This is a genomic window from Candidatus Pelagibacter sp. HIMB1587, assembly GCF_052047775.1.
Taxonomy (GTDB): Bacteria; Pseudomonadota; Alphaproteobacteria; order Pelagibacterales; family Pelagibacteraceae; genus Pelagibacter.
In genome coordinates this window covers 624,522-638,223 of the sequence record NZ_JBNAJJ010000002.1, presented here as the reverse complement: position 1 = coordinate 638,223, position 13,702 = coordinate 624,522, and the positions used below count along the sequence as shown (strand labels likewise).

13 protein-coding genes are annotated in these 13,702 nt (G+C 30.4%); 7 read left to right on the top strand and 6 right to left on the bottom strand.

All coding sequences use genetic code 11. From position 1 onward, the window contains the following. Positions 1-12 precede the first annotated feature (12 nt). From ACTTBE_RS07750 to ACTTBE_RS07725, 6 genes are read left to right on the top strand one after another with little or no spacing between them, the layout of a single operon-like run. On the top strand, positions 13-411 hold the full coding sequence (locus ACTTBE_RS07750; RefSeq protein ID WP_440677842.1) for an iron-sulfur cluster assembly scaffold protein: 399 nt from the start codon (positions 13-15) through the stop codon (positions 409-411). Further along, positions 412-888 carry an HPP family protein gene (locus tag ACTTBE_RS07745; protein WP_440677841.1) on the top strand — a complete coding sequence of 159 codons (477 nt, stop codon included), beginning with the start codon at positions 412-414 and terminating at the stop codon, positions 886-888. It begins immediately after the preceding gene. Positions 889-891: 3 nt separating this feature from the next. Beyond that, positions 892-1,731, top strand: a complete 840-nt coding sequence (fdhD, locus tag ACTTBE_RS07740) for a formate dehydrogenase accessory sulfurtransferase FdhD (RefSeq protein WP_440677840.1) — start codon at positions 892-894, stop codon at positions 1,729-1,731. Positions 1,732-1,747: 16 nt separating this feature from the next. After that, positions 1,748-3,403, top strand: coding sequence for an NADH-ubiquinone oxidoreductase-F iron-sulfur binding region domain-containing protein (locus tag ACTTBE_RS07735; protein ID WP_440677839.1), 1,656 nt, complete (start codon positions 1,748-1,750; stop codon positions 3,401-3,403). After that, positions 3,403-6,180 (top strand): formate dehydrogenase subunit alpha, encoded by a 2,778-nt coding sequence (fdhF, locus tag ACTTBE_RS07730; RefSeq protein ID WP_440677838.1) that lies wholly within the window; start codon positions 3,403-3,405, stop codon positions 6,178-6,180. Before ACTTBE_RS07735 ends, fdhF begins: the two co-directional genes overlap by 1 nt. Continuing rightward, positions 6,177-7,622, top strand: a complete 1,446-nt coding sequence (locus tag ACTTBE_RS07725) for a protein adenylyltransferase SelO (protein WP_440677837.1) — start codon at positions 6,177-6,179, stop codon at positions 7,620-7,622. The genes fdhF and ACTTBE_RS07725 overlap by 4 nt, the downstream gene beginning before the upstream one ends. A gap of 1 nt (position 7,623) precedes the next feature. Here the strand turns inward: ACTTBE_RS07725 and ACTTBE_RS07720 are convergent, their stop codons facing one another. Both ACTTBE_RS07720 and ACTTBE_RS07715 read right to left on the bottom strand, forming a co-directional pair. Beyond that, positions 7,624-8,727, bottom strand: coding sequence for an NAD(P)/FAD-dependent oxidoreductase (locus tag ACTTBE_RS07720; protein ID WP_440677836.1), 1,104 nt, complete (start codon positions 8,725-8,727; stop codon positions 7,624-7,626). Between the two features lie 2 nt (positions 8,728-8,729). Further along, entirely contained in the window at positions 8,730-9,197 is a 468-nt protein-coding gene (locus tag ACTTBE_RS07715; protein WP_440677835.1) for a TspO/MBR family protein, read from the bottom strand. A gap of 21 nt (positions 9,198-9,218) precedes the next feature. Here ACTTBE_RS07715 and ACTTBE_RS07710 point away from each other — a divergent pair, with 21 nt between their 5' ends. Next, the gene (locus tag ACTTBE_RS07710) at positions 9,219-9,977 is read left to right on the top strand and encodes an SDR family NAD(P)-dependent oxidoreductase (RefSeq protein ID WP_440677834.1); all 759 of its coding nucleotides are present in this window, start codon (positions 9,219-9,221) and stop codon (positions 9,975-9,977) included. Here the strand turns inward: ACTTBE_RS07710 and ACTTBE_RS07705 are convergent, their stop codons facing one another. The 4 genes from ACTTBE_RS07705 to ACTTBE_RS07690 are packed head-to-tail and all read right to left on the bottom strand — an operon-like array spanning position 9,978 to position 13,701. Further along, on the bottom strand, positions 9,978-10,517 hold the full coding sequence (locus tag ACTTBE_RS07705; RefSeq protein ID WP_440613940.1) for a DUF3833 domain-containing protein: 540 nt from the start codon (positions 10,515-10,517) through the stop codon (positions 9,978-9,980). Positions 10,518-10,527: 10 nt separating this feature from the next. After that, positions 10,528-11,706, bottom strand: coding sequence for a class I SAM-dependent methyltransferase (locus ACTTBE_RS07700; RefSeq protein ID WP_440677833.1), 1,179 nt, complete (start codon positions 11,704-11,706; stop codon positions 10,528-10,530). Next, a complete protein-coding gene (locus ACTTBE_RS07695; protein WP_440677832.1) occupies positions 11,706-12,470 on the bottom strand; it encodes a DUF1365 domain-containing protein in 765 nt (254 codons plus the stop codon). Before ACTTBE_RS07695 ends, ACTTBE_RS07700 begins: the two co-directional genes overlap by 1 nt. Beyond that, positions 12,463-13,701, bottom strand: coding sequence for an NAD(P)/FAD-dependent oxidoreductase (locus ACTTBE_RS07690; protein WP_440677831.1), 1,239 nt, complete (start codon positions 13,699-13,701; stop codon positions 12,463-12,465). The genes ACTTBE_RS07695 and ACTTBE_RS07690 overlap by 8 nt, the downstream gene beginning before the upstream one ends. Position 13,702 lies beyond the last annotated feature (1 nt).

Genomic DNA, 13,702 nt, shown 5'->3' with positions numbered 1-13,702 from the left:
TAAAGAAATTAAATGGATTTAAAAATTTTAGAAATCGCGTCTCACACAGAAAATAATAAAGTTTTAGAAAACTTTACTCACAAATCAAAAAACAAAAATCCTATTTGTGGAGATGAAATGGAAATAAGCTTAATTGTCAAAGATGACGTTGTAAAAGATATGGGTTATCAATGTAAATCTTGTATTTATTGCCAAGCATCCGTCAGCTTATTATCTAGAAAAATTAAGGATAAAAACTTAAAGGAAATAAAAGATTTTGTTACAGCTGGTGAAAAATTGTTTGAAGATGTTAAAGTAAGTCTAGAAAAACACTGGAAAGATTTTAAAGAAATTTTAGATAAGAAAAATCTTTCAAGGAAAGAATGTTTGCTTTTACCTTTAAGAACAATTGTTAAAGCATTAAAAATTTAAATGATAAAAATCACAAAACTATTATTGCAAAAAGCATTGATTGCAGGTTTTTTTTCAACAATCACTATAGGAGTGCTTACAGTATTAACCTATAAAAGTACTCTTGGATATTTTATTGCAGCATCATTTGGATCGTCTATGGTTTTATTATTTGGATTTCCTGAAAGTCCTTTTGCTCAACCAAAAAATGTTTTCTTTGGACATTTGTTAACTGCTTTAGTGGGGGTGTTATTTGTTAATTTTATTCCACTTCCAATTTATATGAGTATTGCATTTGCAGTAGGTATTGGGGTTTTCTTAATGATTTTATTAAATGTTGTTCATCCTCCTGCAGGAGGAAACCCAATAATTGTTATTATTGGAAGTGCTTCTTATGATTATTTAATTAATCCAATTATATTTGGATGTATCATAATTTTGTTGCTCGCAATTATAATCAACAAATATTTATTGCAAAAAAACTATCCCTTTAAATAATTTATGAATTCAAAATATAAAGTTTTAAAATATTCATCTAATAATTTTAAAGATGTTGAGGATTTAGTTTCTATTGAAGAGCCATTAGAGATTTCTTTAAAGTACAAAGAAAAAGATAATTGGGTTGAACAAACTTTATCTATTACGATGAGAACTCCTGGTAATGATGAAGATCTTGTAAGAGGATTTTTGTTTAATGAACAAATTGTAAAAAGTTTAAATGATATTGATGGTATTGAAAGTTATGGAGACAAAGTTGGTCAATATAAAATTCAAAATAAAATATTAGCAACACTTAATAATTCAGAAAATGTAAATATATCAAAAATTAAAAGAGATTTCTTAACCAACTCCTCTTGTGGTGTTTGTGGGAAATCTTCATTGGATGCGCTCGAGATAATTAAAACTACAAAGACAAAAGTCTCTGAACCTAAAATTTCAAAGGATGTAATTATCCAATCACCTGATATTTTAAGAGAAGGTCAGTCTGAATTCAGCAAAACTGGTGGTATCCATGCAAGTGGTCTATTTAACAGTGATGGAAAATTGATAGCTCTAAGAGAAGATGTTGGAAGACACAACGCTTTAGACAAACTTATCGGCTGTGCTTTGGAGAAAAACCAATTTGATCCAAAAGACCAGTTTATTACGTGTTCTGGGAGACTTAATTTTGAGCTAGTTCAGAAGGTTTTCATGACAGATATTGGGATTATGATCGGGGTTGGTGCGCCAACAAGTCTTGCTATCGATTTAGCTAATAAGTTTGACATTACCCTCATAGGTTTCGTAAAGAGGGACAGTTTTAATATTTACACAAATAACAAAAAAGTTAAGGTGGAATAATAAAAAAAGGGAAATTGTGTCAAAAAATATAAGTAATTTATCTGGAAGAATAGGCTTAAAAGACAACCTATTTAAGCAAATTTCAGAGAACACATTAAGTGAAAACCCTCAAGATATTAAAGAAATTGCAAAAAAACATAACCTTGGAGTTTCAACACTTCATGGTGCAGAATCTTTTTATGAATTTTTAAGACCTTCACATAGAGAAAAAAAAGCTTTCGTATGTAACGGAAGTGCATGCATGTGTGCAGGTACGCAAGACAAACTAAAAGATAAATTAAAAGAAAAATTAGGTGATGACAAAGTTGGAGAGATGTTTTGTCTGGGTCATTGTTATGAAAATCATGCATTTCACTATGATGGTGAAAATTATGCTGGAAAAGATATTGAAAAGATTGATCAAATTTTAAAAGGTGAAGAAATTAAACAAGAAAAATTTTTCTCTAAGAGCTATGCAACAACAAGTTTTTTAATGGATGATAAATTGTCATCAACAGATCAATTTAAAGAACACTTAAGTAAATTTTTAAAAACAGATAAAAAAGAAATAGTAAAATCATTATTAGACTCAAACCTTACAGGAAGAGGTGGCGCAGGTTTTCCAACAGGAATGAAATGGGATTTCTGTAGTAAAGCAAAAGGTGATAAAAAATATGTTATCTGCAATGCAGATGAAGGTGACTCAGGAGCTTTTTCGGACAGATATCTGTTAGAAGATCAACCATTAAAAGTTATTTTTGGAATGGTGTTATGTGGATTTGTAATTGGAAGTGATGAAGGAGTATTATACATCAGAGGTGAGTATCCAAAATCGATTGAAGCGATCAATGGATGTATTAATGAACTTAAAAAATTAAATCTATTAGGTGAAAATATTTTAGGGACAGATTTTTCTTTTGATCTTGGAATTTGTATCGGTCAAGGTGCATATATTTGTGGAGAAGAAACAGCTTTGATAGCTTCTATTGAAGGAAGAAGAGCTGAAGTAGATGTAAGACCTCCCTTCCCTGTAACAGAAGGGTTATATAAAAAACCAACTGTAGTTAACAATGTTGAAACTTTAGCTGCTGCAACTGGAATTTTATTAAATGGATCAGAAAAATTTTCTTCAGTTGGAAATAAAAAGTCAGCTGGAACAAAATTAGTTTGCTTAGATAGTTTCTTTAATAATCCTGGTGTTTATGAAATTGATATGGGAACACCGATGAAAAAAATATTTAATGAAATTGGTGGTGGATACAAAGAACCTGTCAAAGCTTTTCAAATAGGTGGTCCTTTAGGTGGAGTCGTTCCTTTAAGTGAAATAGAAAATCTAAATTTAGATTTTCAAGAGTTTACTGCAAAAGGTTTTATGCTAGGTCACGCAAGTGTAGTTAGTATTCCAAAAGATTTTCCAATGGCTGAATATATTCATCATTTGTTTGAATTTTCTGCAGAAGAATCTTGTGGAAAATGTTTTCCAGGAAGACTTGGATCTTACAGAGGAAAAGAAATGTTTGATCAAGCTAAGAAGAAAACAGCTAAAATTCCTTTAAAATTACTAGAGGAATTGTTGGTTACTATGCAAAAAGGCTGCTTATGTGCTCTATGTGGAGCGATCCCAACTCCTATTCAAAACATCCTAAAATACTTTGGCGATGAAATGAAAAATGATATGGTGAAAGATAATTAATGAGCTCAGAGAAAAGAAAAATTGCTTATATTGATGGAAAACCTTACGAAATAGGTCCTAATCATACATCTATTTTAAAATTCGTTAAAAGCTATGTTGGTGAAAAAAAGGTGCCAACTTTATGTGATGACCCTAACTTAGCACCATATGGAGCTTGCAGAGTTTGTTCTGTTGAAGTAGCTTTAGAAAAAGACGGACCAACTAGAGTAGTTGCATCTTGTCATACACCAGTTGCTGAAAACCAACATATATTCACTTCAAACGAAACATTAACAAGCCTTAGAAAAAATATTGTTGAATTAGTTTTAACTGATCACCCAATGGAATGTGATACTTGTGAAGTAAACAATAACTGTGAACTTCAAACAGTTGCAAATGATTTAGGTGTTGCTGATCATAGATACAATAGTCCTAAGCAACATAAAGGAATTCCAAGAGATACTTCTCATGATTACATGAGAATGAATTTAGATAACTGTATTAACTGCGGAAGATGTGTCAGAGCATGTGATGAAATTCAAGGATCATTTGTTTTAACAATGAGTGGTAGAGGGTTTGAGTCTAGAATTACAACAGATAACGATATGATGTTTGGAGATAGTTCTTGTGTGTCATGTGGAGCTTGTGCTCATACATGTCCAACGGATGCAATTTCAGATGTATTCCAATCTAAGTCAGCAGCTGTAGACAAAAAAGTCAGAACTACTTGTTCGTACTGTGGTGTTGGTTGTAACTTAGAAGCATCTATTAAAGATGATAAAGTAGTTGCAATAGATACTCCTAAACAAACAGAAGTAAACGCTGGTCACACTTGTATTAAAGGAAGATACGCATTTAGTTTTTATGAACATCCTGACAGATTAAAAACTCCATTAATTAAAAGAAATGGAAAGTTTGAAGAAGCAACTTGGGATGAAGCTTATGACTTTATCAAAAAAGAAATGAACAGAATTACAAAAGAAAACGGACCAGATGCTTTTGCTGGAATTTCTTCTGCAAGATGTACAAACGAAGAAAACTATGTGTTCCAAAAAATGATTAGGGCAGCTGTTGGGACTAACAGTGTCGATTGCTGTGCAAGAATTTGTCATTCACCTACAGCTTGGGGTATGCAGCAAACATTTGGAACAGGTGCAGCAACTAATTCAACAGAAGATATTTATCATGCAGATTTATTTTTAGTTATTGGTGCAAACCCGACTAATGCTCACCCAGTAACTGGTGCAAAAATCAAACAGCAAGTGATGAAAGGTAAAAAATTAATTGTCCTTGATCCAGTAACAACTGAATTAGCTAAACTTGCAGATTATCATATCAAACTTAGACCAGGAACTAACGTTGCGGTTCTAAATATGATGTTACACTTTATTATTAAATCTAAACTTTATAATGCTGACTTTGTAAGAGATAGAACTGAAGGTTTTGATAATTTCTTAAAAGAAATTGAAAGACAGGATGTTGATCAATTAGCAAAAGTAGCTGGTGTTGATAAACAACTAGTTAAAGAAGCTGCAATTGCTTATGCAACAGCAAGAAATTCAATGGAGTTTCATGGATTAGGAGTTACTGAACACGAACAAGGCTCTAAAACTGTGATGTTGATTGCTGATTTAGCAATGATTACAGGAAATATTGGAAGAAAAGGTGTTGGTGTAAATCCACTTAGAGGTCAAAATAATGTACAAGGTGCTGCAGATATGGGATGTCAGCCTCACCAAGGTGCAGGTTATTTTGAGGTAGCAGATGAAAACAATCAAAAATTTTATACTGAAAAATATGGTGTAACTCACCCTACTAAACCAGGTTTAAAAATCCCTCAAATGTTTGAGGCTGCAATCAGTAAAGAACTAAAAGGTTTATGGATTATTGGTGAAGATATAGTTCAAACAGATCCAAATAGTGCACATGTTATTGAAGCAATGAACTCATTAGAGCTATTAGTGGTTCAAGAAATATTTATGAGTGAAACTGCAAAACTTGCAACTGTCGTTTTACCGGGAACTACTTTCCTAGAAAAAGATGGAACTTTTACAAATACTGAAAGAAGAATTCAAAGAGTTAACAGAGCAGTTCCTCCATTACCAGGTACAAAACCAGATGGACTAATTGTAACTGAGATGATGCAAAAATTAGGTTTTGATCAACCATCTTATGATGCAGATCAAGTATTAGCAGAGATTGCTGATGTGGTACCATTCTTTAAAGGTGTTACTAGAGAGAGACTTGGTAAATTAGGATTACAATGGCCTGTAAAAGAAGATGGAACAGATACACAAATTCTACACACAGAAACATTTAAACTTGGAAAAGGAAGATTGAAAAACTTTGATTGGAAAGAATCTAGTGAGATAGAAGCTAATCAAAAAGATTATCCATTAATTTTAACTACAAGTAGAGTTTTACAACACTACAATGCAGCAACAATGACAAGAAGAACAAAAAACATAAACATTGTTGATGAGGATGTTTTACTTATTCACCCTAAAGATGCAGCTCATAGAGATTTAAATACAGGTGATATTGGAAGATTATATTCTGGACGAGGAGAAGTTGCTTTAAAAGTTGAAGTAACAGATAAAGTTAAAGAAGGAATTGTATTTACAACATTCCACTTCCCTGAACACATGGTTAATATGGTAACTGGTCATGGAAAAGATGAGGAAACAATGTGTGCTGAATACAAAGTTTCATCAGTTGAAGTTCAAAAAATTTCTAATCAATTTAAAACAGAAGTTAAGCCAAAAGAACATCAAGCTGAAGTTAGTTCATTAAAATGACCATCGGTTGGCATTTTGAAAATTCATATTCAAAACTATCAAAAACATTTAAAGAAGACATCAAGCCTACACCAGTTCATGAGCCTGAGCTTGTTATTTTAAACGAAGAACTTGCTAAAAATTTAAATTTAAACTTTTCAGGAATAGATAAAAAAAAATTAGCTGAAATATTTTCAGGAAATAGTTTGCCTGAAGGAACTAATTCAATTGCACAAGCATATGCTGGTCATCAATTTGGTCATTTCACGATGCTTGGAGATGGAAGAGCAGTTTTATTAGGAGAACATATAGATAATAAAAATCAACGTTTCGATATACAATTTAAAGGTTCAGGAAGAACTTCTTTTTCTAGGGGTGGTGATGGAAGAGCAGCTTTAGGTCCAATGCTGAGAGAATACATAATTAGTGAAGCAATTAACGCTTTAAATATTCCAACAACTAGAAGTCTTGCGGTTGTCAAAACTGGCGAAAAAGTTGTTAGAGAAAATTTGTTAAATGGAGCAATTTTAACAAGAGTTGCATCCAGTCATATTCGAGTTGGAACTTTTCAATATATTGCAGCCACTCAAAATCTAGAAGATCTTAAAACATTAGTTGATTACACAATTGATAGACACTATCCAGAAATTAAGTCCTCTAAAAACAAAGCTTTAGATTTATTAAATCTTGTAATGGAAAAACAATGTCAATTAGTCATTAATTGGATGAGAGTTGGATTTATTCATGGGGTCATGAACACTGATAATATGGCTATTTCTGGTGAAACAATTGATTATGGTCCATGTGCTTTCATGGATCAGTATGATCCAAAAACAGTATTTAGCTCTATAGATAAATTTGGAAGATATGCTTTTTCAAATCAACCACCGATTACAAAATGGAATTTAGCAAGATTTGCAGAATGTCTGATCCCACTTATTGATAAAGATGAAGATACAGCAATTAAAATTGCAACAGAATTAATTGATAACTTTCAAAATATTTATGAAGAAAAATGGTTAAATATGATGAGAGATAAACTTGGTTTATTTGGTGAAGATAAAAATGATCTAGCATTAATTAATAAACTTTTAGATTGGATGAAAAATAATAATGCAGATTACACAAACACCTTCTGTTATTTAATGGGTGTTGAAGTCGGTGATGAGATCTACAAAAATGAGGAATTTAAAAGTTGGATTAATGAATGGGAAAAAAGAGTAAAACTAAATAATTCATCTGACAAACATTTAGAACTGATGAAAAAAACTAATCCTATTGTTATACCAAGAAATCAAAAAGTAGAAGAAGCACTAGCTGATGCAGACAAAGGAAATCTAGAAACAATGAATAAACTTTTAAAAGTTTTAAGTAATCCTTACTCTGATCAAAAAAATATTATTGAATTTCAAAAACCTGCCCCAATTGGAAATGAAAAGTATCAAACTTTTTGTGGAACCTAATTTATAATACGTATGGCTCAGGTCTTGCACTTTTTCCCAATACTCTCTCAACTGAAAAATCACTAATATCAATTGTCTGATACGAGCCGGTAGTAATCAATTCTGTTAGTGCTCGTCCAATACCTGGAGCTTGCATTAATCCTCTTCCAGTAAAACCAGTTGCCATATAAACATTGTCGTACTTAGGATGTTTCCCAACAACAGCATTATTATCTAATCTGTTACAATCGTAGTAACCTGCCCAGCCTCCAGTTAATTTTAATTCTTCAAAAGCTGGAATTCTTTTTGCTAGTGCTGGCCAAACTAATTCTTCAAAATCATTCCATGCTGGCTCTAAATCGTCTGCACCAAATACTGACAATGGTGATCCTGCTAAATACTCTCCACCCTCAGGTCTCCAATAAACACCCGTAGTTAAATCACCAGTTAGAGGCATTTCTTTTATGTATGTTGGGCATTTTACTCTGAACACTGTGTGTTTTTGAGGCTCAACAGGAATATCTTCTAGTAATTCTTTAGTCCAGCAACCAGCTGCAGAAACAATTGTTTTAGCATTTATCTCTGAAAGACTTTTAACCTCTCCTTTTATAAATTCTGCTCCAAGTTCTATTGCCTTACTTTTCAGTGCACTATGAAACATAAAAGGATCAATCCAACCTTCACTTTGATTATCTGTGTAAGTAGCAGTCTCAACACCTTCATCATTTATATATGGAAATACTTTTGATAGTTCTGAGCCTTTGATATTTTTTGTACCTGCATCACATTCTTTATGATTTTCTAAAGCTTTATATTGTTCTTCAGCATGTTCAGGACCAAACATCAAAAGGTAACCATTGGTTACCATACTTGCTGTTGGATTAGGATTTTTTTCAGTTTTCAATAATTCTGGTATTTGAAAAATAAATTCTCTTGCAAATTTACCAAGTAAGATATTTTCTTTTTGAAAAAACTGTCTTCTAAAACCTCCTAAAGACAAAGGAAATGAAGCTGTTTTGTAAGTTGGATCTCTTTCAATGACCTTAACTTTTCTCCCTTCTTTTGAGAGAAAATAAGCTGTTGCTGCTCCAATTATGCCACCACCAACTACAACAACATCATCCATAATTAATTCAATATTATCAAACTTGTATTCAAAATTAGAGCAAAGCAACACCAAAGTAAATATGGAATCATTAAATACGAGCTCATCATTGTGACGCGTCTATATCTTATGATTAGATTGATAATAAATGCAATTAATACAACTAATACTAATAAAGCTAAAACCATGTTGTGAAATACAAAGAAAACTATACTCCAAGTTGCATTGAAAACTAAATGAATAAAATAAATATAAACTGTATTCATCTCTTTATTTTTGGAATGCCAATAGATCCAAATAGAAATTGTCATCAATAAATATAAAATTGTCCATACTGGACCAAACACCCAGTCTGGTGGATTAAAAACAGGTTTATTTAATAGAGAATACCAAGGCTCCTTGAAAGTAACTGTAGCTAATCCTCCAATTAATGAGGCTGAAAATGTAATGATAAGAAATAATATAAATGTTACAATTTTATTTTTTAACATAATGTTTATACATAACAAAAAATGAGCAAAAAAACTATTTGGATAACTGGTGGTAGCACAGGAATTGGTAAAGCTTTGGCAATTAAATTTGCAAACAAAGGATGGAATGTTGCGGTATCTGCGAGAAGAGTTGAGCTCCTAGATGAACTTTCAAAAAATTATGAAAATATTTCATCATTTCCCTTAGATGTTACTGATAAAACAAAATGTATAGAAGTTTTCAATAAGATTAAAACTAAGTTTGAAAATATTGATATATGTTTTTTTTCAACTGGTACATGGAATCCAAAAAAAGAAAAAGAAATCGATGTTGAGCAAATGGAAGATGTCTTTAAAGTAAATTTTTTTGGAACAGTGAACTCCATTAAAGCAGTGGAACAATATTATAGAGAAAGAAAAAATGGTATAATTACAATAGTTTCATCTATTGCTGGTTATAGAGGATTGCCTAATTCAACTGGTTATGGACCATCAAAATCTGCACTAAATAATTTAGCAGAAAGTTTATTTTTTGATTTTAAAAGGTACAATGTTCGAGTTTGTTTGGTTTCTCCTGGTTTTATTAAAACACCAATGACTGATAAAAACGATTTTAAAATGCCATTTTTGAAAACACCTGAATTTGCTGCTGATCAAATCTATGATGGTTTAATTAATAAAAATGTTTTTGAAATACATTTTCCAAAAGCACTTACTTTAACTTTAAAATTCTTTAGTTTTCTTCCAAGTAAGCTTTATTTTAAATTAGTGGGGAAGATGACTAAGCATCAAAAGAAGTAATTAATCTTTAACGAATACAACAGTTAGCTCTGCTACTTTAAATCCAAACTTAGTCATTGTAGCTCTGTTAATTGCAACCCTTTCATCTTGCTTAAAGATCCAATCATCAAAAGTAATTTTTAATTCTTTTCCTTTAACTGGAACTAATAACACATACTCAAATTTAAATGCAGGTCCGTAAGAATATCCTATTGCTTTTCCAACAACGTCCCCTGCTGTACCTTCATAATTATGTTCATCTATTTTAGTAATTGTCCACTCTCGGTCTTGAACTTCACCATCGTCCCAATTAAATTTTTCTTTTAAAATTAGTTGTTTGCCATCCCATGTTCCGTCTAAGTCGGCTGAGAATTGTCTTGTAACTTTTCCTGATCGATTTTGTAAAACACCCCAAGCTTTAACGTTTCCTGTAAGGTATTCTTCAATAATTAATCTAGGTTCTTTATTTTTAAAATCTTCTGGTTTCATGGCACTATTATTTGAGCAACTTGTAATTAAGAAAGCCAGAATTATCAACGAAATTGATTTAATTATTTTCATATTATTGGTGTTATTTATTCTGCATTGAAAATTGAATCAAATCAATATTTTTAGATTTAAATCCAGCTTCACAATAAGATAGGTAAAATTCCCACATTCTTTTGAAAGTCAGATCAAATCCTTGATTTTTAATTTGATCCCATTTTCTCAAAAACTCTTCTCTCCAGATAGCTAACGTTTCTGCATAATGATCTGCATAAGAAATGTACGAATTAATTGTTAAACCGTTATCTGAAACGTATCTATTAATGCTATTTTTATTAGGAAGAAATCCTCCTGGGAAAATGTATTTTTGAATAAAATCCTGTTTATTTTTGTATCTATCAAACAAACTATCATCAATGGTTATTGCTTGAATTGCAGCCTTTCCTCCATTCGATAAATTATCTTTTATTGTTTTAAAATAACTCTCTAAATAATTTTGCCCAACAGCCTCAATCATTTCAATTGAAGCGATCGAATTATATTTTCCTTGAAGATCTCGGTAATCTTTAATTTCGATATTTACTTTTTCATTTAGACCACACTTATGAATTCTTTTTTTTGCGTATTCAAATTGTTTTTTAGAAATAGTAATACAGTCTAGTTTCACATCGTATTTCTTTCCTAAATATTCTGCAAAGCCACCCCAACCACAACCAATTTCTAAAACTTTGTCACCAGAACTAGGTTTGATTAGATCAATTAATTTTTGGTATTTATTATTTTGCGCAACGCTTAAATTTTTTGAGCCATCATCAAAGATTGCGCTTGAGTAAGTTAAAGTATCATCTAACCATAATGAAAAGAAATCATTTCCAAGATCATAATGTTTTGCAATATTTTCCTTACTTCGACTTTTTGTATTTTTAATTATTTTATTTTTTACAAAATTAATTATAGGTAGATCAAGCAAACCAGAAAATTTATATATCACTTGAATATTTCTAGCTGTTAATTCAATTAGATCTGAAAGATTATCAGTTTCAAATTCACCTCTCATATAACTTTCAGCAAAACCAATACTTCCACCTCTAATTAAATTATAATTAAAATTTGGATTTTTTATCTTAATATTTGCATTTAAAGATTGTTCAGGGTTACCAAATTTTAAAATCTCACCTTCATGGGTAGTTATCTCAAGGTATCCATTTTTAATTTTACTTAAAAATTTAAAAACTAATTTATCTGCAGTTTTATTTAATAACATTAATTCTCTACCGTTATATTGTTTCTTATTTTTATTTTTTTTTTAATAATTTTAATTCCTTTCATCCATAATTTAAATGCTTCAAAATGGATTGCTGATATTATTTTAATGGTCATTAGAGGATGTTTTAAATAAGACTTTAATAATTGGCTGCTATTTAAATCAGTTTTTTTACCATCCTGAGATGCATATAAAATTTTTCCTTCTTGATCATATTGATCAATGATTACAGAAAGTTTTTCATCAGGATTAAGAATTCTAAAGAAATACTTACAATTCATTTCTATAAAAGGTGAAACATGAAATTTTTTAGAACAATTATTCTGAATTAGTTTATTTTCACTATCTACTCTAAAAACATAAGTATGTTGCTCACCAAATGTATTTTTCACCTCATATAATATAGATATTAATTTATCATTTTGGTTATAAACGAAAAAGATACTTAAAGGATTAAATACATAACCAAAAATCCTTGGATAACAGAGAAGCTTAATTTTAATATCTGTGGTGTCTATTTTATTTTGTTCTAAATTTTTCTTCACCCACTCTTCAAGAGAAGATCCGTCGCGTTCACCATGATCCTTTTCATGAAAACTGATTAGATTGAATTTATTCAATGAAAAGAAGCTTATCTCTTGATCTATTTTTCTTAATTCAGATAAATCAATTAAAAGTGAGAAAACGCTATAATTAAAATAATGCTCTTTAGGTTTAAAACGTTTATGGATTACTTTTCCGTTATATATGCATGAGTTATTCATTTAGGTATTTTAGCATTTCAATTGATGATTTTATTCCATCTTCATGAAAACCGTAACCAAAATAACTCCCACAAAAAAGTAAATCTTTTTTATTTTGTAAACTAGATAGCTCTGATTGAGCATCTAATGCTTCTTGATCATAATAAGGATGAGTAAATTTAACTATTTTAAGTATTTTGCTCTCATCAATTTCAAAATAAGGATTGAGAGTTAAAAAGATGTCCTCATCGCATTTAAGGTTTTGCAAAAGATTTAACCAATAAGTAATAGAGTTTTTTTCTAAATCCTTGTCATTGATTGATGAATTCCATGAGGACCATGCCTTTTTATTTTTTGGCATCGCTCTTTTATCTGTATGAATATATGCAATATTTTCCTTGTAACTAAAATTAGATAAAATTTTTTTCTCTTCATTAGTAGGATTATCAATCAACTTTAAAGCTTCATCAGCGTGAGCTGCTATTACAACCTTATCATAATCAAAAAATTCACTTTCACCGCCGTAATATAAATCTAAACCTTTTGACTTTCTTATAATTTTTTTAATTTTATAATTTTTAAAATATTCACCACTTATCTTTGAAATTACTTTATTCACATAAGTTCTGCTTCTATTGGTTACAGTATACCACTGAGGTCTATTTTTTAGTTTAAAGAGCCCATGATTTTGAAAAAATTTTAAAAAGAATGTTATTGGCATCTTGCTTGCTTCATAAGGTGGCATAGACCAAATTGCAGATACCATTGGGATAATATGGTAATCAATAAATGTTTTTGATAATTTATTATTTTCTAAATATTCACCTAAAGTAAGTTTTTGATCTATAACATTTATTTGATCACTATTTTTATAAAATTTAATGATATCAAAAAACATTTTTAAAAAATTAGGATTAAACAAATTAGATCTATTGGAAAAAATTCCATTTAAACCTTTTCCACAATATTCAAAGTTTGTATTTTCTACTGATACAGAAAATGACATGTCACTTTTTTCAATTTGAACATCATTTTCTTTAAAGAAATTAATTAAATTTGGATAGGTTTGAAAATTAAATACAATAAAACCAATATCTACAGATACTTTCTTTTCATCAAAAATTAAATCTATTGTATGAGAATGGCCACCAAAATGATCTTCTTTCTCAAAAAGATCTACATGATGTTTTTTTGATAAATAATAAGCAGCACTTAAGCCTGATATACCAGAACCGACTACGGCAATTTTCATT

Coding starts and splice junctions, on each gene's coding strand:
- ACTTBE_RS07750 (WP_440677842.1), top strand. CDS start 13: ATGGATTTAAAAATTTTAGAAATCGCGTCTCACACAGAAAATAATAAA.
- ACTTBE_RS07745 (WP_440677841.1), top strand. CDS start 412: ATGATAAAAATCACAAAACTATTATTGCAAAAAGCATTGATTGCAGGT.
- fdhD (WP_440677840.1), top strand. CDS start 892: ATGAATTCAAAATATAAAGTTTTAAAATATTCATCTAATAATTTTAAA.
- fdhF (WP_440677838.1), top strand. CDS start 3,403: ATGAGCTCAGAGAAAAGAAAAATTGCTTATATTGATGGAAAACCTTAC.
- ACTTBE_RS07725 (WP_440677837.1), top strand. CDS start 6,177: ATGACCATCGGTTGGCATTTTGAAAATTCATATTCAAAACTATCAAAA.
- ACTTBE_RS07720 (WP_440677836.1), bottom strand. CDS start 8,727: ATGGATGATGTTGTTGTAGTTGGTGGTGGCATAATTGGAGCAGCAACA.
- ACTTBE_RS07715 (WP_440677835.1), bottom strand. CDS start 9,197: ATGTTAAAAAATAAAATTGTAACATTTATATTATTTCTTATCATTACA.
- ACTTBE_RS07710 (WP_440677834.1), top strand. CDS start 9,219: ATGAGCAAAAAAACTATTTGGATAACTGGTGGTAGCACAGGAATTGGT.
- ACTTBE_RS07705 (WP_440613940.1), bottom strand. CDS start 10,517: ATGAAAATAATTAAATCAATTTCGTTGATAATTCTGGCTTTCTTAATT.
- ACTTBE_RS07700 (WP_440677833.1), bottom strand. CDS start 11,706: ATGTTATTAAATAAAACTGCAGATAAATTAGTTTTTAAATTTTTAAGT.
- ACTTBE_RS07695 (WP_440677832.1), bottom strand. CDS start 12,470: ATGAATAACTCATGCATATATAACGGAAAAGTAATCCATAAACGTTTT.
- ACTTBE_RS07690 (WP_440677831.1), bottom strand. CDS start 13,701: ATGAAAATTGCCGTAGTCGGTTCTGGTATATCAGGCTTAAGTGCTGCT.